The sequence below is a fragment of the Citrobacter sp. Ce104 genome (assembly GCF_030334595.1).
Taxonomy (GTDB): Bacteria; Pseudomonadota; Gammaproteobacteria; order Enterobacterales; family Enterobacteriaceae; genus Citrobacter; species Citrobacter europaeus.
In genome coordinates, this window is record NZ_JAOWDP010000058.1 from 242659 (window position 1) to 266892 (window position 24234).

Annotated in this window: 23 protein-coding genes; 9 read left to right on the plus strand and 14 right to left on the minus strand. The window is 53.1% G+C overall.

From position 1 onward, the window contains the following. Positions 1-200: 200 nt before the first annotated feature. The gene (gene acnB, locus OGW16_RS07695; protein ID WP_016151723.1) at positions 201-2798 is read left to right on the plus strand and encodes a bifunctional aconitate hydratase 2/2-methylisocitrate dehydratase; all 2598 of its coding nucleotides are present in this window, start codon (positions 201-203) and stop codon (positions 2796-2798) included. Between the two features lie 174 nt (positions 2799-2972). Then, a complete protein-coding gene (gene yacL, locus OGW16_RS07700) occupies positions 2973-3335 on the plus strand; it encodes a protein YacL (protein ID WP_043018447.1) in 363 nt (120 codons plus the stop codon). A gap of 33 nt (positions 3336-3368) precedes the next feature. On the opposite strand, the gene OGW16_RS07705 is transcribed toward yacL, so the two are convergent. Then, entirely contained in the window at positions 3369-3716 is a 348-nt protein-coding gene (locus tag OGW16_RS07705) for a YacC family pilotin-like protein (RefSeq protein WP_003018667.1), read from the minus strand. Positions 3717-3869: 153 nt separating this feature from the next. On the opposite strand from OGW16_RS07705, the gene cueO reads away from it, so the two are divergent. Both cueO and OGW16_RS07715 read left to right on the plus strand, forming a co-directional pair. Beyond that, the gene (cueO, locus tag OGW16_RS07710) at positions 3870-5486 is read left to right on the plus strand and encodes a multicopper oxidase CueO (protein ID WP_100193959.1); all 1617 of its coding nucleotides are present in this window, start codon (positions 3870-3872) and stop codon (positions 5484-5486) included. Positions 5487-5607: 121 nt separating this feature from the next. Further along, positions 5608-6129 carry a hypothetical protein gene (locus tag OGW16_RS07715; RefSeq protein WP_075145196.1) on the plus strand — a complete coding sequence of 174 codons (522 nt, stop codon included), beginning with the start codon at positions 5608-5610 and terminating at the stop codon, positions 6127-6129. 34 nt (positions 6130-6163) lie between these two features. Here OGW16_RS07715 and OGW16_RS07720 read toward each other — a convergent pair whose 3' ends face one another. Then, a complete protein-coding gene (locus tag OGW16_RS07720; protein WP_087051042.1) occupies positions 6164-8554 on the minus strand; it encodes a glucose/quinate/shikimate family membrane-bound PQQ-dependent dehydrogenase in 2391 nt (796 codons plus the stop codon). A 203-nt stretch (positions 8555-8757) separates the two neighbouring features. Between OGW16_RS07720 and hpt the strand changes: the two genes are divergently transcribed. Further along, positions 8758-9294 carry a hypoxanthine phosphoribosyltransferase gene (hpt, locus tag OGW16_RS07725; RefSeq protein ID WP_042312274.1) on the plus strand — a complete coding sequence of 179 codons (537 nt, stop codon included), beginning with the start codon at positions 8758-8760 and terminating at the stop codon, positions 9292-9294. A gap of 69 nt (positions 9295-9363) precedes the next feature. Here hpt and can read toward each other — a convergent pair whose 3' ends face one another. Then, the gene (gene can / locus OGW16_RS07730) at positions 9364-10026 is read right to left on the minus strand and encodes a carbonate dehydratase (protein WP_043018450.1); all 663 of its coding nucleotides are present in this window, start codon (positions 10024-10026) and stop codon (positions 9364-9366) included. Positions 10027-10134: 108 nt separating this feature from the next. Between can and OGW16_RS07735 the strand changes: the two genes are divergently transcribed. From OGW16_RS07735 to OGW16_RS07750, 4 genes are all read left to right on the plus strand, one after another. After that, a complete protein-coding gene (locus OGW16_RS07735; RefSeq protein WP_047406150.1) occupies positions 10135-11061 on the plus strand; it encodes an ABC transporter ATP-binding protein in 927 nt (308 codons plus the stop codon). Beyond that, positions 11058-11828 (plus strand): ABC transporter permease, encoded by a 771-nt coding sequence (locus OGW16_RS07740; protein ID WP_008786229.1) that lies wholly within the window; start codon positions 11058-11060, stop codon positions 11826-11828. Before OGW16_RS07735 ends, OGW16_RS07740 begins: the two co-directional genes overlap by 4 nt. Positions 11829-11931: 103 nt before the next feature. Then, positions 11932-12372: a PTS sugar transporter subunit IIA gene (locus OGW16_RS07745; RefSeq protein WP_043018452.1), complete on the plus strand. Its 441-nt coding sequence runs from the start codon at positions 11932-11934 to the stop codon at positions 12370-12372. Positions 12373-12433: 61 nt separating this feature from the next. Further along, positions 12434-13663, plus strand: a complete 1230-nt coding sequence (locus OGW16_RS07750) for a polysaccharide deacetylase family protein (RefSeq protein ID WP_043018453.1) — start codon at positions 12434-12436, stop codon at positions 13661-13663. 6 nt (positions 13664-13669) lie between these two features. Here the strand turns inward: OGW16_RS07750 and panD are convergent, their stop codons facing one another. The 11 genes from panD to pcnB form a co-directional block, all read right to left on the minus strand. After that, positions 13670-14050 carry an aspartate 1-decarboxylase gene (gene panD / locus OGW16_RS07755; RefSeq protein WP_000621526.1) on the minus strand — a complete coding sequence of 127 codons (381 nt, stop codon included), beginning with the start codon at positions 14048-14050 and terminating at the stop codon, positions 13670-13672. A 95-nt stretch (positions 14051-14145) separates the two neighbouring features. Beyond that, positions 14146-15000: a pantoate--beta-alanine ligase gene (gene panC / locus OGW16_RS07760; protein ID WP_087051024.1), complete on the minus strand. Its 855-nt coding sequence runs from the start codon at positions 14998-15000 to the stop codon at positions 14146-14148. A gap of 11 nt (positions 15001-15011) precedes the next feature. Beyond that, positions 15012-15806 (minus strand): 3-methyl-2-oxobutanoate hydroxymethyltransferase, encoded by a 795-nt coding sequence (gene panB, locus OGW16_RS07765; RefSeq protein ID WP_043018455.1) that lies wholly within the window; start codon positions 15804-15806, stop codon positions 15012-15014. A 146-nt stretch (positions 15807-15952) separates the two neighbouring features. Beyond that, complete coding sequence (locus OGW16_RS07770; protein ID WP_043018456.1) at positions 15953-16537, minus strand: fimbrial-like protein; 585 nt, start codon at positions 16535-16537, stop codon at positions 15953-15955. Between the two features lie 11 nt (positions 16538-16548). After that, entirely contained in the window at positions 16549-17169 is a 621-nt protein-coding gene (locus OGW16_RS07775; RefSeq protein ID WP_043018457.1) for a fimbrial protein, read from the minus strand. Positions 17170-17183: 14 nt separating this feature from the next. Then, positions 17184-17753: a fimbrial protein gene (locus OGW16_RS07780; protein ID WP_043018458.1), complete on the minus strand. Its 570-nt coding sequence runs from the start codon at positions 17751-17753 to the stop codon at positions 17184-17186. Further along, complete coding sequence (locus tag OGW16_RS07785; RefSeq protein WP_100193962.1) at positions 17740-20376, minus strand: outer membrane usher protein; 2637 nt, start codon at positions 20374-20376, stop codon at positions 17740-17742. Before OGW16_RS07785 ends, OGW16_RS07780 begins: the two co-directional genes overlap by 14 nt. Before the next feature lie 31 nt (positions 20377-20407). After that, positions 20408-21142: a fimbrial chaperone gene (locus tag OGW16_RS07790; RefSeq protein ID WP_043018459.1), complete on the minus strand. Its 735-nt coding sequence runs from the start codon at positions 21140-21142 to the stop codon at positions 20408-20410. Positions 21143-21320: 178 nt separating this feature from the next. Beyond that, complete coding sequence (locus OGW16_RS07795) at positions 21321-21914, minus strand: fimbrial protein (protein ID WP_043018460.1); 594 nt, start codon at positions 21912-21914, stop codon at positions 21321-21323. 364 nt (positions 21915-22278) lie between these two features. Beyond that, positions 22279-22770 (minus strand): 2-amino-4-hydroxy-6-hydroxymethyldihydropteridine diphosphokinase, encoded by a 492-nt coding sequence (gene folK, locus OGW16_RS07800; protein ID WP_286518230.1) that lies wholly within the window; start codon positions 22768-22770, stop codon positions 22279-22281. Positions 22771-22821: 51 nt separating this feature from the next. After that, entirely contained in the window at positions 22822-24219 is a 1398-nt protein-coding gene (gene pcnB, locus OGW16_RS07805) for a polynucleotide adenylyltransferase PcnB (protein ID WP_204363990.1), read from the minus strand. Positions 24220-24234 lie beyond the last annotated feature (15 nt).

Genomic DNA, 24234 nt, shown 5'->3' on the forward strand with positions numbered 1-24234 from the left:
GCTATACCATTCTTAACGATTCAGCCAATTTTTTATGTTGCTTTTTTGTAAACGGATTAACACTTAATGAAAATCCTGTTATTGTGCCTTATGCGGTACCGGGCATTTACCCTACTAACTACTGTCTCACAGGAGCGTGAAGAGAATCGCCCATCTACAAAAGCGCCGCATTATGACAATGAGAGCGAGGAGATATCGTCGTGCTAGAAGAATACCGTAAGCACGTAGCTGAGCGTGCTGCCCAGGGGATTGTGCCAAAACCTTTAGACGCAACCCAAATGGCCGCACTTGTCGAGCTGCTGAAGACCCCGCCTGTGGGCGAAGAAGAATTCCTGTTAGACCTGTTGATCAACCGCGTTCCTCCTGGCGTAGATGAAGCCGCGTATGTTAAAGCTGGTTTTCTCGCTGCCGTCGCGAAAGGCGACACTACCTCCCCGCTGGTTACGCCAGAAAAAGCCATTGAACTGCTGGGCACCATGCAGGGTGGTTACAACATTCATCCGCTGATTGACGCGCTTGACGATGCAAAACTGGCGCCGATTGCCGCCAAAGCGCTCTCTTCAACGCTGCTGATGTTCGATAACTTCTACGATGTAGAAGAAAAAGCCAAAGCGGGCAACGAATATGCGAAGCAGGTAATGCAGTCCTGGGCCGATGCCGAATGGTTCCTGAACCGTCCAGCTCTGGCTGAAAAAATCACCGTTACCGTCTTCAAAGTGACCGGTGAAACCAACACCGATGACCTCTCTCCGGCTCCTGACGCATGGTCTCGCCCGGATATCCCTCTGCACGCGCTGGCGATGCTGAAAAACGCCCGTGAAGGTATCGAACCGGATCAGCCGGGCGCGGTAGGTCCGATCAAACAGATCGAAGAACTGCAGAAAAAAGGCTACCCGCTGGCTTATGTGGGTGACGTTGTCGGTACCGGTTCTTCGCGTAAATCCGCTACCAACTCCGTACTGTGGTTCATGGGCGATGATATTCCGCATGTGCCGAACAAGCGCGGCGGCGGTCTGTGCCTCGGCGGTAAAATTGCACCTATCTTCTTCAACACCATGGAAGATGCGGGCGCGCTGCCAATCGAAGTGGATGTGTCGAACATGAACATGGGTGACGTGATTGACGTTTACCCGTTCAAGGGCGAAGTACGCAACCACGAAACCGGCGAACTGCTGGCAAGCTTTGAGCTGAAAACCGACGTGCTGATCGACGAAGTGCGCGCTGGTGGCCGTATTCCGCTGATCATCGGTCGTGGCCTGACCACCAAAGCGCGCGAAGCGCTGGGCCTGCCGCACTCAGACGTCTTCCGTCAGGCGAAAGACGTGGCGGAAAGCAGCCGCGGCTTCTCTCTGGCACAGAAAATGGTGGGTCGCGCCTGCGGCGTGAAAGGTATCCGTCCGGGCGCGTACTGCGAACCGAAGATGACTTCCGTGGGCTCCCAGGATACTACCGGCCCGATGACCCGTGACGAACTGAAAGACCTGGCATGCCTGGGCTTCTCTGCTGATCTGGTGATGCAGTCTTTCTGTCACACCGCCGCGTATCCTAAGCCGGTTGACGTGACCACACACCATACGCTGCCGGACTTCATTATGAACCGTGGCGGCGTGTCGCTGCGTCCGGGTGATGGCGTTATCCACTCCTGGCTGAACCGCATGCTGTTGCCGGATACCGTCGGCACCGGCGGTGACTCCCATACCCGTTTCCCGATTGGTATCTCCTTCCCGGCGGGTTCCGGTCTGGTAGCGTTTGCCGCGGCGACCGGCGTGATGCCGCTGGATATGCCGGAATCCGTTCTGGTGCGCTTCAAAGGCAAAATGCAGCCGGGTATTACCCTGCGCGATCTGGTACACGCCATTCCGCTGTACGCGATCAAACAGGGTCTGCTGACCGTTGAGAAGAAAGGTAAGAAAAACATCTTCTCTGGCCGCATCCTTGAAATCGAAGGTCTGCCGGATCTGAAAGTCGAGCAGGCGTTCGAACTGACCGATGCCTCCGCTGAACGTTCCGCTGCCGGCTGTACCATCAAACTGAATAAAGAGCCGATCGTTGAGTATCTGAACTCTAACATCGTGCTGCTGAAGTGGATGATCGCTGAAGGCTATGGCGATCGCCGTACGCTGGAACGTCGTGTGCAGGGGATGGAAAAATGGCTGGCGGATCCGCAGCTGCTGGAAGCCGATGCTGACGCAGAATATGCGGCGGTGATCGACATCGATCTGGCGGATATCAAAGAGCCAATCCTGTGTGCGCCGAACGATCCGGACGATGCGCGCCTGCTGTCTGACGTGCAGGGCGAGAAGATCGACGAAGTGTTCATCGGCTCCTGTATGACCAACATCGGCCACTTCCGTGCCGCCGGTAAGCTGCTGGATGCGCACAAAGGCCAACTGCCGACGCGTCTGTGGGTGGCTCCGCCAACCCGTATGGATGCGGCACAGCTGACCGAAGAAGGCTATTACAGCGTGTTCGGTAAGAGCGGCGCGCGTATTGAGATCCCGGGCTGTTCCCTGTGCATGGGCAACCAGGCGCGTGTGGCTGACGGCGCAACGGTAGTGTCCACCTCTACCCGTAACTTCCCGAACCGTTTAGGTACCGGAGCGAACGTCTACCTGGCTTCTGCTGAGCTGGCGGCGGTTGCGGCGCTGATTGGTAAACTGCCGACGGCGGAAGAGTATCAGACCTATGTGGCGCAGGTGGATAAAACTGCCGTAGATACCTACCGTTATCTGAACTTCGACCAGCTGTCTCAATACACCGAGAAAGCCGATGGTGTGATTTTCCAGACCGCGGTGTAATGCGCTAACGCGTTTTGTTTAAAAACGCATCAATGCCCGGAGAAGTCTGCTTCTCCGGGCATTTTTATTTCTATTCCTTATACCCGCTACGCTTTTTTTCTGCCGCGCTGCTGCGATAATTACAGCAAGGCGCAATGCGGTATTGGCGCATTGCCGGGAGCAGAGGAAGACATTATGGATTACGAATTTCTGCGCGATATTACCGGGGTGGTAAAAGTGCGTATGTCCATGGGCCACGAGGTGGTGGGGCACTGGTTTAATGAAGAAGTGAAAGAGAACCTGGCCTTACTGGATGAAGTGGAACAGGCGGCGCGTGCGGTGAAGGGCAGTGAGCGCTCCTGGCAGCGAGCAGGGCATGAATACACGCTCTGGCTGGATGGTGAAGAGGTGATGGTTCGTGCCAATCAGCTGGAGTTCACCGGAGATGAAATGGAAGAAGGGATGAACTACTACGACGAAGAGAGCTTTTCACTTTGCGGCGTAGAGGATTTTCTTCAGGTCGTGGCCGCATATCGTGAATTTGTGCAACAGCGTTAATTCATGCGGAGCCAGCGGGCTCCGCTATGCCTGTTACTTCACGTACGCCAGCAGGCTTAACGAGTCACGCGCCAGCGCTTTGCATTTTTTTGCCGTTGGGATACCGATACCGCTGAGATCGCGATAGCTGTCTTCACCCAACGCTTTCATATTGAAGGTGTCGTAATTACTCAGGTCCCACTGGTTTTGCTGGGCAAAAAAGACCAGTGCGCGACGAATCTGCCCGTTAGGCAAATTCTGGTATCCACAGTCATTTTTCAGAAAAACAAAAACTGCCGTTAAATCGGCCATATCTTCGGCTTCGGACTCACTCAGCGCGTAGCTATTTGCGCATACGGCCATCAGGCTGCCGAACAAAACTGTTCTGAAAAACGTCTTCATTGCTTCTACCACTGCATCACGGAATTTAAACGTTAGCACACTGCGAGCGAAGCGACGACCTTTATTATTAGCCGTTCACTTGACCTTCCCGTAAGGGGAAGGCTTATGCTTAAAAGATAGCCTGCTTAAGCTGCTGAATATAAGGAAGTGATTATGCAACGTCGTGATTTTTTAAAGTACTCCGTGGCGCTGGGCGTCGCGTCAGCGTTACCTTTGTGGAGCCGGAGCGTATTCGCCGCAGACCGTCCCGCATTACCCATTCCAGACCTGTTAACCGCCGATGCTTCTAATCGCATTCAGTTGATTGCACAAGCCGGGCAGTCGAGCTTTGCAGGTAAAACTGCTACCACATGGGGATATAACGGCAACTTGCTCGGGCCAGCGGTCAAGCTGAGCAAAGGGCAGGCGGTCACGGTGGATATCCACAACCAGCTTGCCGAAGAAACGACGTTGCACTGGCACGGGCTGGAAATCCCCGGAGAGGTCGACGGTGGGCCGCAGGGCATTATCCCGGCGGGCGGGAAACGTTCAGTGACCTTCACGCCGGATCAGCGCGCGGCAACCTGCTGGTTCCACCCGCATCAGCATGGGAAGACTGGTCGCCAGGTGGCGATGGGTCTGGCCGGACTCGTGTTGATTGAAGATGAAGAGATTCGCAAGCTGCTGCTGCCTAAGCAGTGGGGCATTGATGATGTGCCGGTGATTATTCAGGACAAACAGTTCTCTGCAGATGGTCAGGTTAACTATCAACTCGACATCATGACCGCTGCCGTCGGCTGGTTTGGCGATACGCTGCTGACCAACGGGGCGATTTATCCTCAGCATGCGGCACCGCGCGGCTGGCTGCGCTTGCGTCTGTTGAATGGTTGTAACGCGCGCTCATTGAATATTGCAGCCAGCGACAATCGTCCTTTGTACGTTATTGCCAGCGATGGCGGACTGTTGGCGGAGCCGGTAAAAGTGACCGAACTACCTATGCTGATGGGCGAACGCTTCGAAGTGCTGGTGGATGTGAGCGACGGTAAAGCATTTGATCTGGTCACTCTGCCTGTCAGCCAGATGGGCATGGCGATTGCGCCATTTGATAAGCCGCACCCAGTGATGCGCGTTCAGCCGCTGCTGATTACCGCTTCCGGCACGCTGCCGGATACGCTGACGTCTATGCCCGCGCTGCCATCGCTTGAGGGGCTGACGGTGCGCAAACTGCAATTGTCTATGGATCCGATGCTCGACATGATGGGCATGCAAATGCTGATGAAGAAGTACGGCGCTCAGGCTATGACGGGTATGGATCATGGGAAAATGATGGGCCATATGAACAATGACAATATGGGTCACGGGAATATGAATCATGGCAATATGAACCACGGTGAGATGGGGAATATGCAGCATGGCGACATGGGCAACATGAAGCATGGAACATTCGATTTCCATAATGCCAATCGGATTAATGGCCAGGCGTTTGATATGAATAAACCGATGTTTGCCGCGGCGAAGGGGCAGCATGAGCGCTGGGTGATTTCCGGTCAGGGCGACATGATGCTGCATCCGTTCCACATTCACGGCACGCAGTTCCGCATTTTGTCTGAAAATGGCAAAGCGCCTGCCGCGCACCGCGCGGGATGGAAAGATACGGTGCGGGTAGAAGGCGGCGTGAGTGAGGTTTTGGTGAAGTTTGACCACGACGCGCCAAAAGAGCATGCCTATATGGCGCATTGTCATCTGTTAGAGCATGAAGACACCGGGATGATGCTCGGTTTTACCGTATAAACAGCGGCGGATAGCGGTGGAGCTATCCGCTAAATGTTTATTCCAAAAACGGATTATTACCCTATCGTCCAGTAGAAGCATGCATATACTGATGAGGTTAATCACTCATCACGAGGTATTCATGACCCTTTTGCGTAAAATACTGACGGCATCTTTTATTATGCTTCTGGCTGTTTCGGCACAGGCTGCGATGAAGATGGAACGCCAACAGATTTCAAACCTGAATTTAAGCCTTGAAATTCCGCAGACGCTCACGCCGATGCCGGACGAAATGGCAAAAATCAAATACCCTTCTGAAAACCGTCCACAGGTGATTTACGGTGACGAACGCGGTAAGGCGTCTTTAGGTATTACCGCCGGGCGCAACGCGTTGCCTGCCGCTCAGTTGGATGTGGCAAAGGATGCGACGCTGAAGATGCTGACCAACTTCAACCCGCAGGCCGAACCTGTCACGGTTGACGGGCATAAAGCGTGGCTGATTACCTTCCGTTCTCAAGCGCCGGATACTGAAATTCTCAATATGCTGCTGATTACCTCGCAAAACGAGAAAGCGGTGCAGGTCTCCTTCAATATGACCAAAGATCTGGTGGCTCAGTATCAGGAAGCCGCAAAAGCGTCGTTACTGTCACTGAAGTTTGAATAAAAAAACGCCCGCTGAATAGCGGGCGTTTTCCATTTTACTTCGCGTCGTCCGGCAACGCATATGCCACGATATAATCGCCCATCTTCGTACCAAATGAGCCGTGGCCCCCAGCGGAAATCACCACATACTGCTTACCGTTCACTTCATAGGTCATCGGCGTTGCCTGACCACCGGCCGGCAGACGGCCCTGCCACAGTTTTTCACCGTTACTCATGTTGTACGCACGCAAATAGTTATCCGCCGTCGCGGCGATAAACAGCACGTTCCCCGCGGTGGAGATAGGTCCGCCCAGCATTGGCATCCCCATATTGAACGGCACCGGAACCGGCATTGGGAACGGCATGCTGTCCTGCGGCGTACCTATACGTTTTTTCCACACCACGTGATTGGTTTTCAGGTCCACCGCGGAGATATAACCCCATGCTGGCTGCTTACACGGCAGGCCAAATGGTGAAAGGAACGGATTGAGCGTTACGCCGAACGGTACGCCGTATTGCGGCTGAATACCGGACTCCGTGCCTGTACCTTTGGCGTCTTTTGGCGGTTCCATTGGGTTGCCGGGACCGCGTGGGATCAGCTTCGAAACAAACGGCAGCGCCATTGGGTTGGCAATGGCGACCTGACGGTTAGGATCAACAGAGATGCCGCCCCATTCGAACATGCCGAGATTACCCGGGAACACCAGTGTGCCCTGCTCTGAAGGTGGGGTAAAAATGCCCTCATAGCGCAACTGATGGAACATTACACGGCACACCAGCTGGTCAAACATGGTTGCGCCCCACATATCCGCGCCACTGAGATCTTTATGCGGACGGAAGCTGAGGTCGGAGAACGGCTGGGTTTTGCTGACATAATCACCTTTGGCTGCCCCTTGCGGCACCGGTTTTTCCGGGGCTGGCACCACCAGTTCACCATTACGGCGATCGAGCACAAAGATATTACCGGTTTTTGCCGGGGCATAAATGACCGGAACTTTCTCTCCGTTGACGTTGATATCCGCCAGAGTTGGCTGCGCCGGTAAGTCCATATCCCACAGATCGTGGTGAACGGTCTGATAGCTCCAGGCCAATTTCCCGGTAGTGGCATTTAACGCCAGGATGGAGCTGGCATAACGTTCCTGCTCCGGTGTGCGGTTACCGCCCCAGATATCCGGCGTGGTGACGCCCATGGGCAGATATACCAGATCCAGCTTCGCGTCGTAGGCCGCAGGCGCCCAGGAGTTCGGCGAGTTAAAGGTGAAGGTATGTTCATCCGAAGGGATGAAATTAGGATCTTTGGCGCCTGGGTCGAACGCCCACAGCAGCTTACCGGTATTCACATCGAAGCCACGGATAACGCCGGAAGTTTCGCGGGTGGAGAAGTTATCAGTCACCGACCCGGCAATCACAATGGTTTTATCAGTGATGATGGGCGGTGATGTTGGCTCATACAGACCCGGCGTGGTATCCGGCATATTGGTCTGCAGATTCAAAATGCCTTTATTGGCGAAGGTTTCACACAGCTTGCCGGTCTCGGCATTCAATGCAAACAGTCGCCCATCATTGACCGGTAAAAGGATACGGCGCGGACAGTCGGCCATCACCTCTGCTGAAGCCGTATCCGGTCTGGCTTCATGATAGGAAACGCCGCGACAAGTTACGTGCTGGAAGCTGGTATTGGTATTAAGTTGAGGATCGAAATGCCACTTCTCTTTACCGCTGGCCGCGTCCAGGGCAAACAGTCGCTGGTGGGCGGTACACAGAAAAAGGGTATCGCCTACTTTTATGGGCGTAACTTCATTGGTGATTTCACCGGGATCGTTGGGTTGTTTTAAATCCCCGGTACGAAATACCCAGGCTTCTTTCAACTGATGAACGTTGTCTGCGTTGATTTGTTTCAACGGAGAGTAGCGTTGACCTTCCTGATTGCGACCGTAAGCCGGCCAGTCTTCATCGGCAACCGGAGAGATAGCCTCAGCCTCGGTGGCATCAGCACTCAGCATACCGTGAACCTCTTGTGGGTCGTTGAAGCCAGCCCAGGTCAGGATACCGCCGCTAATCAGCAGGGCCACCACCAGCCCCGCTACTGCGCCACTGGAAGGGATAATCAGGCGACGCCAGACGAAAGGCAGGATAAGCCAGATACCAAAGAAGACCAGGATGTCGCTACGCGGCGTCAGCGCCCAGAAATCAAAGCCGACCTCCCATACGCCCCAAATCATGGTGGCGAGAAGCAGGGCGGCATACAGCCAAAGGGCAGAGCGTTTACTGCGCCATAACAGAAGCGCCACACCGAGCATGGCGAGGCCCGCGATCGGGTAATACCAGGAGCCGCCAATGGCGACGAGCCAGCCTCCGCCAATCAGGAGATACAGTCCACAAAGTGCCGCGAACACGGCGCTCAGGGTCACGATAAGCCGTTGAGAACGTACGTTGTTATTTGCCATAAAAAATACCATCACATGTGTTATTTCTTTAATAGCAGTTAATTATAGGAGCTAAAACGCGTGACCATTGTCACATTATGAACTTTATCAACAGATGCCGCGTATGAATGCTTTTGCTGGTATACTGCGTGCCTTGCGCTTAGATGCTGGCTTATTAAAAGTAAGCATTAAGTGATTTGTTTTTAAATCATATGGTTAGAGATATGAAACATACTGTTGAAGTCATGATCCCGGAAGCGGAGATCAAAGCGCGTATTGCTGAACTGGGACGTCAAATTAATGAACGTTACAAGGACAGCGGCAGCGATATGGTGCTGGTTGGTCTGTTACGCGGCTCATTTATGTTTATGGCGGACCTGTGCCGTGAAGTGCATGTCTCCCACGAAGTCGATTTCATGACTGCATCCAGCTATGGCAGCGGCATGTCTACCACGCGCGATGTTAAAATCCTGAAAGACCTGGATGAAGACATTCGTGGCAAAGACGTGCTGATTGTTGAAGACATCATCGACTCCGGCAACACGCTGTCCAAAGTGCGTGAGATTCTGAGCCTGCGCGAGCCGAAATCCCTGGCTATCTGTACGCTGCTGGACAAACCTTCCCGTCGCGAAGTGGATGTTCCGGTTGAGTTTATCGGATTCTCTATTCCAGATGAGTTTGTTGTCGGCTACGGCATTGACTATGCCCAGCGTTATCGCCATCTGCCGTACGTTGGCAAAGTGGTGCTGCTGGACGAGTAATGTCGGGAGCGCCTGGTGGCGCAGGTTTGTAGGCCGGGTAAGGCGTAGCCGCCTCCCGGCAATGTCACATTATTTATGGTTGATGTGTTTCTGACTAAGGTTAGACAACCCCTGGCGATAACGCTGCTCCAGCGTTTCGCGACTGGTGGCGGTGACGTCCAGATCGCGCAGCAGGCCATCATGAATACCGTAAGCCCAGCCGTGAATGGTAACTTTCTGACCGCGCTTCCAGGCTGAACGCATAATGGTTGAGTGGCCCAGGTTATACACCTGCTCCATGACATTAAGTTCGCACAGGGTGTCCATGCGACGTTCCTGCGGCATTTCGCCCAGCAGTGAGCTGTGTTTAAACCAGATATCGCGAATATGCAGTAACCAGTTATCAATCAGCCCCTGTTCTTTATTTTCAATAGCCGCCTGGACGCCGCCGCATCCATAGTGGCCGCATATAATAATATGTTCCACTTCCAGCACATCCACCGCATACTGAACCACTGAGAGACAGTTCAGGTCGGTGTGAATAACCAGGTTGGCCACGTTACGGTGAACAAACAGTTCACCCGGTTCAAGACCGGTTAAACGCTCAGCGGGAACGCGGCTATCGGAACATCCAATCCATAGAAAACGCGGATTCTGCGCATGTGTCAGGGTTTCAAAAAATCCGGGATCTTCTTCTACCAGCATCTTTGACCATAGTGCATTGTTGCTGATGAGTGTATCTATGTCTTTCATGGAGTTGTACGACCCGAAGCCAGATAAATTCGATGGGCTAATATAGGGTAACTCCAGCATTAATTAAACTATATATAAAATGTCAGAACGTAAGGTAAGTAAAAAACCATGACCATTGCTCTGGAACTTCAACAACTTAAAAAAACCTATCCCGGTGGCGTTCAGGCGCTACGCGGCATAGATTTGCAAGTCGAAGCGGGTGATTTTTATGCGCTTTTAGGCCCTAACGGCGCAGGGAAGTCCACCACCATCGGGATAATCAGCTCGCTGGTGAATAAATCCTCCGGGCGGGTGAGCGTCTTCGGCTACGATCTTGAAAAAGATACGGTTAACGCTAAACGCCAGCTTGGGTTAGTACCGCAGGAGTTTAACTTTAACCCGTTTGAAACCGTGCAGCAGATCGTGGTCAACCAGGCGGGTTACTACGGCGTTGAGCATAAAGAGGCGGTCAAACGCAGCGAATTATATTTAAAGCAGCTCGATTTATGGGAAAAACGTAACGAGCGCGCGCGCATGCTTTCCGGTGGGATGAAGCGCCGTCTGATGATTGCCCGGGCGCTGATGCACGAGCCAAAATTACTTATCCTGGATGAACCGACGGCGGGCGTCGACATTGAGCTGCGCCGTTCAATGTGGGGCTTTTTAAAGGATTTAAACGATAAAGGCACCACCATTATTCTGACCACCCACTATCTCGAAGAAGCGGAAATGCTGTGTCGCAATATCGGCATTATTCAGCACGGCGAGCTGGTGGAAAATACCTCGATGAAGAGCCTGCTCTCCAAGCTGAAATCCGAAACCTTTATTCTCGATCTGGCGCCGAAAAGCCCGCTGCCAAAACTGGAAGGTTATCAGTACCGGCTGGTGGATACCTCCACGCTGGAAGTGGAAGTTCTGCGTGAACAGGGGGTCAACAGCGTGTTCTCACAGCTGAGCGCCCAGGGGGTTCAGGTATTGAGTATGCGCAACAAGGCGAACCGACTGGAGGAACTGTTTGTTTCCCTGGTGCATGAAAAACAAGGAGATCGCGCATGATGCAGCTTTACTGGGTAGCGCTGAAAAGCATCTGGGCGAAAGAGATCCACCGCTTTATGCGGATCTGGATCCAAACGCTGGTTCCTCCGGTCATTACCATGACGCTCTATTTTATTATCTTCGGTAATTTGATCGGCTCGCGTATCGGTGAAATGCACGGTTTTAGCTACATGCAGTTTATCGTGCCGGGGCTGATTATGATGGCGGTGATCACCAACTCGTACGCTAACGTGGCATCGTCATTCTTTAGCGCCAAGTTTCAGCGCAATATTGAAGAACTGCTGGTCGCCCCGGTGCCGACGCACGTGATCATCGCCGGTTTTGTCGGCGGCGGCGTGGCGCGCGGCCTGTGCGTAGGCATTCTGGTCACCGCTATCTCACTGTTCTTCGTGCCGTTCCAGGTGCACTCGTGGGTCTTTGTAGCGCTTACGCTGGTGCTGACGGCGGTGCTGTTCTCGCTGGCCGGATTGTTGAACGCGGTTTTCGCTAAAACCTTTGACGATATCAGCCTGATCCCGACCTTCGTGCTGACGCCGCTGACTTATCTGGGTGGCGTGTTCTATTCGTTAACGCTGCTGCCGCCTTTCTGGCAGGGACTGTCGCATCTGAACCCGATTGTCTACATGATTAGCGGTTTCCGCTACGGCTTCCTGGGTATTCATGATGTTCCGCTGGTCACCACGTTTGGCGTGCTGGTGGTATTCATTGCGGCGTTTTACCTGCTGTGCTGGTACCTGATTCAGCGCGGACGCGGCCTGCGTAGCTAATTCTTTCTTCCTCTCCCTGGCCGGGAGAGGAAGACTTTTGATGCTTATCACCATTACCGATTTATCACCCTGATAAACTACTTGCCTGCTAAGGAGGTAGGCAATGTTAGGTTGGGTAATTACCTGTCATGACGATAAGGCACAGGACATGCTACATCGTCTGGAGAAAAAGTACGGCCCGTTGGTCCAATGCCAGGCGGTAAGCTTTTGGCGTGGACTCAGTTCGAATATGCTAAGCCGCATGATGTGTCATGCCCTGCATGCCACCGACTCAGGCGAGGGCGTGATCTTCCTGACAGATATGGCCGGGGCCGCGCCTTACCGCGTCGCTTCGTTAATGAGCCACAAACATTCCCAGTGTGAAGTGATTTCAGGTATCAGCTATCCATTGCTTGAGCGAATGATTTCGTCGCGGGAATCGATGAGCAGTTCTGCGTTTCGCGATTGCATCGTCGCGCTTGGCGGGCCTGAAGTCTCTAGTCTGTGGCACCAACAACAGAAAAATCCCCCGTTCGTGTTGAAGCATGATTTGTATGAGTATTAATCATTGGTATTGATGGCGCTTTTGCTACAATAGCCGGGGTTTCTCGCCTCGGTTATCTCATATGGTTATGCGCGTTCTGCTTGTTGTAGTGCTCCTGTTCTCTGGCAGCGTCGCCGCGGCTTTGCCTGCTCGCTATATGCAAACCACCGAAGCGGCCGCCGTATGGGCGCAGATTGGCAATAAGATGGTGACGGTCGGGAATATTCGCGCCGGGCAGATCCTTGCCGTTGAGCCCATCGCGGCAGACTATTACGAATTTACCTTTGGCTTTGGCACCGGATTTATTGATAAGGGACATCTGGAGCCGGTTCAGGGGCGGCAGAAAGTTGACGATGGTCTGGGCGATCTCAATAAACCCCTCAGCAATCAAAGCCTGGTGACCTGGAAAGATACGCCGGTGTATAACGCTCCGGATGTCGGTAGCGCTCCGTTTGGCGTGCTGGCGGATAATCTGCGATATCCGGTTATCAGCAAGCTTAAAGACCGTCTCAACCAGACCTGGTACCAGATCCGCATCGGCGGCAGACTGGCCTACATTAGCGCGCTGGATGCGCAGGAAGACAACGGTATCCCGGTGTTAACCTATCACCATATTCTGCGCGATGAAGAGAACACCCGCTTTCGTCACACCTCCACGACAACCTCCGTACGCGCCTTCAGCAACCAGATGGCCTGGCTCCAGGACCGCGGCTATACCACGTTGACGATGTACCAACTGGAAGGCTACATCCGCAACAATATGAACCTCCCGGCGCGGGCGGTGGTGCTGACTTTTGATGATGGGCTGAAGTCGGTGAGCCGTTATGCTTACCCGATTCTGAAGCAGCACGGCATGAAGGCAACGGCGTTTATCATCTCCTCACGCATCAAGCGCCACCCGCAGAAGTGGGATCCGAAATCGCTGCAGTTTATGAGCCTCTCTGAACTGAACGAGATCCGCGACGTGTTCGACTTCCAGTCGCATACTCATTTTTTACATCGGGTGGATGCCAATCACCGGCCAATCCTTTTGAGTCGCAGCTATCACAACATTCTGTTTGATTTTGCCCGTTCGCGCCGGGCGCTGTCCCAGTTCAATCCTCACGTCCTGTATCTTTCCTATCCGTTTGGCGGTTATAACGCTACGGCGGTAAAAGCGGCTGGCGACGCGGGATTCCACATGGCGGTCACCACGGTGAGAGGGAAGGTTAAGCCGGGGGATAATCCGTTCTTATTGAAAAGACTTTATATTTTAAGAACGGATTCGCTGGAGACGATGTCGCGGCTGATAGTCAATCAGCCGCAGGGGTAAGGGCTGTCAGGCAACCTGTACCGGAATGGCTTTCGCGGTACGCTTCATCTCGTTGTCGCCTTCAAAGTAGGCGACTTTCGGACGCCAGGTACGGGCTTCTTCATCAGACATGGTGACGAAGCTGGCGATAATCACAATGTCGCCAACTTCAGCACAGTGCGCCGCCGCGCCGTTCACCGAGATGATTCTGGAGCCGCGTTCAGCCGCAATCGCATAGGTTGAGAAACGTTTACCGTTGGTCACGTTCCAGATATCAATAGCTTCGTTTTCCAGAATACCAGAGGCATCGAGAAAATCCTGGTCGATGGCGCAGGAGCCTTCGTAGTGCAGGTCCGCCTGCGTAACTTTTACGCGGTGGAGCTTGCCTTGCAGCATGGTGCGAATCATAACTTCTATACCCTGTCGTTTACCTTGGCTAAGCAGGCGCGAGTGGCCTGCTTTGAGAAATTCTCAGGCAGTATTGCCTGATTTTTAACCCGTGTCTACTGGGCTAATGTAACGCTTTGATTATCGATAAGGCGCGCCTGACCCAGCCAGGCGGCGGCGAGAATCACCGCGCGTTTACTGGTTTCCGTCAGCTCCAGCAGGGTGTCGGCATCACGAATCTGAATATCGTCGGCGCGAAAGCCTTTTTCATTCAGTTCCTGCTCGGCAATGGCAATAATCTCTTGCAGCTCACGATTACCCGCAATCAGTTTTTCAGCGATGCCGTTCATCACTTTGTGCAAACCCGGCGCAATTTTACGCTGCTCTGCGGTCAGATAACCGTTACGCGAGCTAAGCGCCAGACCGTCTTTGGCGCGAATAATCGGCACGCCGACGATCTCAATGTCATAACCCATATCCGCCACCATTTTGCGGATCAGCGCCAGCTGCTGGAAATCTTTCTCACCAAAGCAGGCGATATCTGGCTGGATCAGGTTAAACAGCTTGCTGACGATCGTGGCAACGCCACGGAAGTGGCCTGGACGGCTGGCGCCTTCCAGCATGGTGGAGAGGCCGGGAACATCAACGAAAGTCTGGCCTTCCAGACCCTGCGGATAGATTTCTTCCACGGCTGGGGCAAATACATAATCGACTTTGCGCTTGTTCAGCTTTTCGCAGTCTTCCTGCAGCGTGCGCGGATAACGCACCAGATCGTCCGGCCGGTCAAATTGCATCGGGTTGACGAAAATGCTGACGATGACCACATCGGCCCGGGCTTTTGCTTCATCGACCAGCTTCATATGGCCATCGTGCAGGTTGCCCATGGTGGGAACCAGGGCGACGCGTTTGCCTTCCTGACGCAGACGACGAATATGCTGGCGCAGCAGCGGCAGGGTTTCGATAATTAACACACCTTGACTCCTTAATGGAAACTGTGTTCTTCGCCCGGATAAACGCCGGACTCCACTTCAGCCATATACTGCCGCACTGCGGCGCGCATGTCGCCCGCTTCGGCAAGGAAATTTTTCGCGAATTTTGGAATATGACCGCCGGTGATGCCAAACGCATCGTGCATCACCAGGATTTGCCCGTCGGTGACGTTACCTGCGCCAATACCGATAACCGGAATCGACAGCGCCTCAGTGACGCGCTTCGCCAGCTCAACCGGCACGCACTCCAGCACCAGCAGTTGAGCGCCGGCGGCTTCTAAGGCCAGCGCGTCGTCCAGCAGTACCTGTCCGGCGTCGCCGCGACCCTGAATTTTATAGCCGCCGAAGATATTCACCGACTGGGGGGTTAATCCCAGATGACCGCAAACCGGCACCGCGCGTTCGGTGAGCATTTTTACGGTATCCGTAAGCCAGGTGCCACCTTCGATTTTGACCATATTCGCGCCCGCGCGCATCACGATGGCGGCGTTTTCAAATGCCTGCTCCGGAGTGGCGTAAGCCATAAACGGCAGGTCGGAGAGCAGCAGGCAGTTGGGCGCGCCACGGCGCACGGCGCGGGTGTGGTAGGCAATGTCTTCCACGGTGACCGGCAGGGTGGAGTCGTGCCCCTGTACCGTCATGCCCAGCGAATCGCCAACCAGCATCACGTTGAGGCCAACATCGGCGAACAGTTTAGCAAAGCTATAGTCGTAGGCAGTGATTGTTGCGAAGCGCTTTTTCTCTTGTTTGCATTTCTGCAGCACAGCGATAGTAGTGGGTTTGCTCATAACCTCTCCGGCCATAATATTGATGAATAGAATGGGCGCATTGTAGGGGAATGAAGCAGAAAAGCGTTAGCCCTTTGTGGGAATTCCCGACGGTGTTCCGTCGGGAATATGTTTAGGGAACTGGCTGTTGTGAACGGACCGTGGCGTTATTCGTATTTTACATTCACTAACACACGGCTGCTTAACTCACCTGGCGTCACCGTGCCGCTATCAAGGATTTTTTGCATTCTGGAGTAAAAGGTCCAGCTGGTATCGCTGTAGGCCGTTGCGTTAAAGGTTGCTCGCGATGTGCCATCCGTATTCAACACATTCTTACGCGGGGCGTCCGTGGTAAAGATCACCACGCCGACGTTGTCTGCTCCGCCTGCGCTCTGAATAAGCTCGTTGGCAAACACCTGCTGATTGCCCGCGGCAAACTGCCCGCTTTGCGGCGTGAATTCAAACGTCACATTGGTCATGGCTCCGTCGCTGACCGGGCAACTCAGGAGCTTAATGGAGAACTCTTCTCCCCCCTTATAGTCGCTTTCGGCGGAAATGCCGTCAGCGAAATAGGCGGGACCTACGGTTGCGAAATTTACCGTTCCACTGCCATTAATTTCTATCTGGCAGGTATCCTTCTGCACGGTGGCGGTGAAATCCACGTTGGTGTCGGCATACAGCGGCGCGACAACCAGGGCTGTTGCCAGCCCTGAAATTAACGCGGAGAGTGTGAATCTACGCAAACGCATCATGGCGATTACCGTTACTGGTAAGTAATGGTGAAAATAGTTGAAGCCAGAAAATCACCCGCAGTCAGCTGAGAAAGTAGCGTTGACCCAGTGGATACCGGCACCAGACGCGCGCTTAGCGGATAATCCAGAGGCGTGGTAGATGTCGCAGTTGAGAGATCGATAGTATGCAGGTCTGTTGCAGCATGGCCACAGTAGAACCGTACGCTATCCGCGCCTTCTGGCGTTGCTGTCGTCCAGATTTCCAAACCGGTTTTAGCTGCCTTTGTTGCTGATGCTGAGGCGTTGGCAAACTCGGGGTTATCGGAGTTGCCTCCAGCGCACTTTCCTTCCGCCGCTTCAATCTTTAGTGTCGCCGTTTTATCTTTTAACCCGGCGCAGTCGCTAAAGCGCAGGCTAAAAGGTTTTGATTTGCTTTTAGCCCAGACTTCCGAGATATACACGTTGCCCAGACCAATCGTAGCGGTGGCTGTCCCGCCGTCAACCACCGATGCTGAACAGGTGCCGGCGGTGATATTGGCTTCTACGGTTAAATCCAGGCTTGCCGTGCCGTCGGCCTGCGCCAGGGTGGAAACGCCCGTACCCATCGTTGCCAGTGCGCCAAAAATTAACCCGCGCAAAAATTGTTTTTTCATTATCATCGTCCCTGTTATTGATAAGTGAAGGTAAAGGTCGCTTTGGAGCTGAATGCGCCGGTGGTACCCGCGCCATCCGTCAGTTCGCGCAGCGCCACGGTCATTTCAAGGGCGTTGTTAGTGCGCTCCTCAGGAGACCAGGTGAGGGTACTAGAAGCACCCGGCGTCATATAGGTTTCACCGCTGGTGCTTTTACGCTTAAAGCCCATGCCAATATTGGTGGCGGCACCGGTTTCGAGGGATTCATTTTTAATAAAATTGCCGCTGGCGGATGCGGATGTCGCCAGTGTGGTGGTGATACTGGTCATTGAACCGGCACATTCGCTGGAGACAAACTTAAAGTTCTTCTGCGACTCTGCTGATTTCTTAACGATCTTATCCAGACCGACGTCGCCCACCGTTAACTTATAGCCGTTGGTGGCGTCGCCGGAAACTGATGAACCATCCAGCGCGGCAATGGTCATGTTACAGGTGGTGCCCAGTACGGTGGCGGTGAAGTCGACGTTCACTGTTTCCGCCTGGCTGGTCAGCGGAAACAGTACCGCGAGTACGGAGGCAGCTAAAAAGCGCTTATTCCTTTTCATTGGGGATTCCATTTACATTGTGGTTGATGACACGACACGTAATGTTGTCTAACAGTAGGGTCTGGCTGGCGCCGACCGTTTGTTGTGTTGCCGGCAACTGGAAGATTGCCTTACAACGGGTTGGCTGGTTGTTTTCGAACCAGTTCACCGAAAGTTCGCCGCTGTCGCTAATGCCGCGAACAAATGCCTGGCCGCCCTGGCCCATATTGCCGATCTGCACGTCGTTCTCGTAAACTTCAGCGCCGAATGGAATGGTTTTACCATCGTCGCGCGTCATGTTGAGAATGGCTGAACGCCCTTCATCGGTTTCAAAACTGGCGAAAACGACCGCGCCATCGCGTGGAACCAGGGTGGCGCTGGTGCTCTTGAGCTCGACGTCGTTATCCATTGTGTCAATGTCGAGGTTGACCTGGTTTTCACGGTAGGCCGTCAGCGAGTTCGTTGCGCCGTAACCCCAGCGGTCAATGGTGCTGCTGCCGCCGTTAATTTTGGCGCCTTTAGCGCCAGGGGCTTTCACCAGCACGATGGCATCGTTGTTGCCGAAGCTGTCGCTGGAGAAGGTCAGACCGCCGCTGTGCAGTACAAAGCCGCCATTGGTGGAAAGCGAGTACTGACGGTTGCTGTCGTTATTGGCGGAGGCAGAGGCCGAAATATCACCCCACGGCGACTGGTAGCTGGTGTAGCCGCCGACATCAGAGATGTTCTTACCCTCTTTTTGCATGGTGTAGCCGGTGTTGACGCTGTAGTTGAACTTGTTGTCTTCACTGCTGCCGCTACTATTCATGCTGAGCTGGTGCCCACCGTTAAAATCGGTACGCATCTGGGTGCTCAGGTTATTGAAGCCTGAGCGGTGATGTTCACCGCCCAGCAGGTTTGCCAGCGGTATGTTGAAGTTGATATAGAGCGAATCATCCTTCTGACCCTCTTCATCCCAGGTGCGCTGCAGGTTGATGCTCATGCTGCCCCAGGAGAAGCCTTTTCCGTAGCCCATGCTGTAATCGCTGCGGCTTTCATTGCTCGCCCAATAGTCGGTCCAGGTGGCTGACAGATAAAATGAACCGTAATCAACCTCAGCCGACTGCAAAGGCTGGTTCATGCTGACGGTGACCTGATTCTTCATGCGCGAGAAGTTATTCATGGTGTCTTGCTCGGCATCTTCACCTTTGAATTTGGCGTCGTCGATAAGCTCGATAGCATCATTCAGGCCGAGATAGTTTTGCGTCGAATAACGGTAAGCCGCGACGTTGAACGACGTATCGGTCGCTTCAATCAGTTTGTTCCACGTTACGCGATAGCTTTGTCCCTGATAGGTTTTGTCGTCCGGGATTTCCGCGCGCGAGTGGGTTACGTCGACCGCCAGCGCGCCAAAGGACGTGTTCAGGCCGAGGCCGAAGAGCCCTGCAAGGTAGTTATTATCCGTGGCCTGAACGCCGGTGTAGGCCGTCAGCACGTTGTTCAGACCGTAGTAGTACGAACCCTGTGCCATATTGGGCTTGTCGTGAAGTTCGTCGTTATTGACCTCACCGACGCTCAGATCCCAGCGCCCGACGCCCGGACGCTGCATCTGCATAACTGAAGAGAACGGCTGAGAGAAGGTGCGTTTGCTGCCGTCGGCTTCTTCGATGGTGACGACCAGATCGCTACCGTAGCCGGACGGGCTGATATCGTTGATTTCGAAAGGTCCCGGCGGGACGGTCGCTTCATAAATCTTGTAGCTGCCCTGAGTGATGGTCACTTTGGCGTTGGTGTTGGCGACGCCACGGATGATCGGCGCGTAGTTAGCCAACTGCGAAGGCAGCATGCGGGTGTCGCTATACAGACGCGCGCCGCGAATACTCACCGAGTCGAAGGTTTCGCCGGTGGTATAAGCTTCGCCGACGATCAGCTGTGAGCGTAGCGCCGGCAGGTCGCGCTGCAGATAACGGTTCTGATAGTCGAAATTACTGTCGCCATCTTTCGTCCAGTTATAGTTGCCGCTGGCGCGCAGGCGCCATGCGCCGAGGTTGATACCGGTGTTAAATGCGGCGTACAGGCTGTCGTTGTCAGTACCATTGCTGGTGCTGTGGTAGCCGTTAAGGTTATAGGAAAATAACGCCGCCGGAATACCGCTTTCCCACAGGGACGGTTCAACATAGCCAGAATAACCTTTGATCAGCCACGCCTGTGGAATGGAGACATCCAGACGCTGCTCACCCATATCAAAGCTCACGTTTGACTGATCGATAAGCGCCGGAAGATTTAAACAGTCTTCCTCTTCTTCATTACCTTTCTTCAGAATGGCCTGCTCACCGGAGAGTTCTGGCTGTTTGATATGCAACTGCGCCAGGTTTTTTGACGTCAGGCAGGCTTGCGCACTCTTTTTACCGGTATCAATAAACGGTATCGACAGGGTGGCAACCGCTTTTTCGTTAACGTAAACCTTTACATTGTAGATCCCCGCTGGCGTTGGGTTGCCATCGGCATATTTACTGATATCAATCGTTGAGGCACTGCTCCCCATCAGGAAGGTACTGTCATATTCAACGCTTTCGGCAGTTAAACCCGACTGGCTATAAAACAGTGCGCAGCAAACCGCCAGCAGCGTTTTTTTCGGCATCTTATTTTTATGAGGAACGTTTTGCACCGTCTTTTCATCCTGCGTTTTGATTAATTGATTACAGAGAAACGGAACCTTCGATCATGCCGCCGTAATCATTAATGGCGTGGTAGTCCAGCTTGCCTGAGGTGGCGTTTTGCAGACCTTTAACGCTGAAGGATGCTTTACTCAGAGGTGCAACCATGGTGGCGTCGACGGTGTAGCGTTTTCCGCCAACCGTAACGACGGCATCATTAAACGAAACGTAGTAAGGGGTTGGGTTATTCACCTGCACGGCTGCTTTGCCTTGTTCATTCCCCATCTGCCACTTCAACTGTTTGGTGGCTTCGGCAGGTGAACCCTGAAGACCTGCAGGGCGGTAAAACAATTTGATGCGAGTGCGGAAGGCTAACTGCAGTAAATTTTTGTTTTCTTCTTTGCTGGTGTCGGCTTTAGGCGGCACTTCCAGCACGTTGAACCAGAACACGCTTTCGCGGTCTTTTGGCAATGCGGTGGCCTGGGTATACATGATTTTTACGGATTGACCGCGTTTGGGTTCAATTCGTGAAACCGGAGGTGTGGAGACGAAAGGCGCCTTAATACTGCCCGGATCGCTGTTTTCATTCCCCATATCAATCCAGTTTTGCACCAGTAATGGGCGAGTCCCTTTGTTTTCCAGGCGAACACTGACATCTTTTTTATTTTCATCATAAATGATGCGCGTGCCGGAAATAATGATATCGGCATGGCTGATATTACTAAATAAGCTTCCTGCAAGTACCAATGTGGTAAGCGTTTTCTTAAAATTCAACATGAGCATTCCTTGCTTGTAGTGAGTTGGATGTTTATAAATCAATGACGGGGGAGTGATTGCTGTAGTCATCACTACCCCGTTATTACATGACGTGTTAATAGAAAATGAATCCTGAATACTACATGGTGCTATTAACGATCGTCTTATTACCTGTTTATTTCATCGTTTAAAAAAACGATTACTGATAGGTAAAGGTATACATTGCGTTGGTGGTAACGTGACCTGGGGTTACTGTATCAGTACCGTTCGCTTTAACGTAAGAAGCTACGAAGTTATAGGTCGCGATTTTGCCTTCACTGAAGGTGGCTTCGTGAACGTCTGCACCATCAACTTTCATCAGCGTTTTGGTGACGTCGTCATGGATAGCGATGTTTACGTTCTTCGCAGCAGCCATGCCAGCAGCAGTCAGGTTGGTGTCGTTATCCAGAGTCCCTTTGGTGTTACCAAAAGCAGAGACCATTGACAGACTAGCCTTAGTACCGGTGGTCACTTCGGCAGCATCTTTACAGTTCAGAATGATGGAGAAAGGTTCTGCTTTTGCGCCGTAAGTAGAATCAGCGACTTCAGTGGTGATATCAGCAGGTGTTGCGGTCTCCAGATAGACGTTACCATCGGTGGACTCGTCACCACGGCTGGTGGAAACCACTTTAGAACAGGTTGTTGCGCTCACTAAACCGTGAAAATTAATCTGGCCGCCTTCTGCATCCGCTGCCATTGCTGAAGTTGAACCCATTGCCATAACCATGGCTGCTGCCAAAATTGCTTTTTTCATTACTGTATCCTTACAGGATTTGAAATATTAGATAATTGCTATTTTGCTATATTAAATAGCAGGGGCATATTTTAGCTGTTGGTAATGTTTTGTAAAATAATTTGGATTTATGGATTTGGTAAAATCATTTAATTTTGGCATTATTTTGGGGAAATTCTCATTTGGTTCTTTTTGTCATATTTTTACAGAATATGGTTTTTTGTAAGGGGGCGCAGAAACTAATCAATAATTATTCTTTAATAATAATTATTTTACATGGGTTGTAGTGGAAGAACGTGTATAAATTAGTTTTGCTGAAAACGAAATGTAGTTTAATTAATATGGAAAGTGTTTTTCCCGTAATTAACTTTGTTATATAACGCTACTACCAGCGTGCAGGGCAGGGGGAGGTTTGCTGGACGAGCAACGCAAGTGATTGTTGATCATCCGGGAAGATAAGCTCTGGCGCAATTTCGTATAACGGCCACAGCATAAAACCACGGTTTTTCATGTCGTAGTGCGGCACAGTCAGACGGTCGGTGTTAATCACTTCGTCGCCAAACAGCATAATGTCGAGGTCCAGCGTGCGTGGCCCCCAGCGTTCAGCTTTGCGCACGCGGCCCTGTTGCAGTTCAATACGCTGAGTATGGTCCAGCAATGCTTCGGGGGCGAGGGCGGTTTCCAGCGCCACGGCGGCGTTCAGGTAGTCTGGTTGATCCTGCGGACCTAACGGCGGTGTGCGGTAAAACGAGGAGATTGCCACGATGCGGCTGTCGGGAATGTCGCCAATCGCTTTGACGGCAGCATTAACCTGCTCCAGTGGGGAAGCGAGGTTACTGCCGAGGGCGATATATACCCGTCGTGTTTCAGGCTGCATCTGCGTCGCCGCCTTGATGCAACCCGAAATCCATTGGGTATACGTGATGGGTCATGCGGAACCTTCGCGACGCGGCGCGCGTTTACGCGGGCGACGATGACGACGGCGTACGTCTGGCTCTTCATCCAGTTCGTTCAGCATGCCTTTTTGTTCCGGCGGCGCTGAAACCTGGAATTCACCCCACCATTTCGCCAGTCGTTGCAGTTCGGCATTGTTTTCTACTTCGGCGCGCAGGGCCAGCAGATCGTAAGCGGCGCGGAACTTCGGATGCTCCATCAGCTTCCAGGCGCGTTTACCCTGACGACGAGACATGCGTAGCTGCAGCTGCCAGATATCGCGGGTCAGCGAGGTCAGACGTTTTGGTATAGCCAGAGAGCGGCAGGCTTCGTCCAGCACGTCGTTCATTGCCAGCGCGAATGCGTCGTAGTAGGCCAGACCGCTTTCCTGCGCAATTTTCTGTGCGGCTTCCAGTAACGGATACCAGAACATGGCGGCGAACAAGAACGCCGGGTTAACGCGCATATCATTGTGAATGCGGTTATCGGTATTCTTCAGTACCTGGGCGATGATGCGTTCCATCGGGCTGTCACCGTCTTCGGTGAAATAGCGCGTAATGGTTGGGAACAGCGGCTGGAACAGGCTGTACTCACGCAGTTTTTTATAGGTTTCATACCCATAGCCCGCTTGTAACAGCTTAAGCGCTTCTTCGAACAGGCGTGCGGGGGGAATATCGTTAAGCAACGTTGCCAGACGCGGGATCGGCTCTGCGGTTTCCGGGCTGATACGCATGTCGAGCTTGGCGGCAAAGCGCACGGCGCGCAGCATACGCACAGGGTCTTCGCGATAGCGCGTTTCCGGATTACCGATCAGGCGAATGATGCCCTCTTCGAGATCCTGCATGCCGCCGACGTAATCGCGCACGGTGAAATCGGCCACGCTGTAATACAGGCTGTTAATCGTGAAGTCGCGACGCTGGGCATCTTCTTCAATGGAGCCGAAGATGTTGTCGCGCAGCAGCATGCCGTTTTGTCCGCGCTGGGAAGTTGTGCGATCTGACTCGCTGCCTTCATGATGACCGCGGAAAGTCGCCACTTCGATGATTTCCGGGCCAAACATGACATGGGCCAGACGGAAACGGCGACCGACCAGGCGACAGTTACGAAACAGTTTTCGCACCTGATCTGGCGTAGCGTTAGTGGTGACATCAAAATCTTTCGGCTTTTTGCCCAGCAAAAGATCGCGTACGCCTCCGCCAACCAGCCATGCCTCGTATCCGGCCTTATTGAGCCTGTACATTACCTTCAGGGCATTTTCACTGATATCTTTGCGGGAGATAGAGTGCTGCTCACGCGGGATTACCGTCATATGTGGACGGGCGACGGCAAGCTCGGCCTCGCGCTCCTCGCGGCTTAGCACCTTGCGGCAAAAATTAGCGACTCGGGTAAAAATAGTGCACCTCGGTAG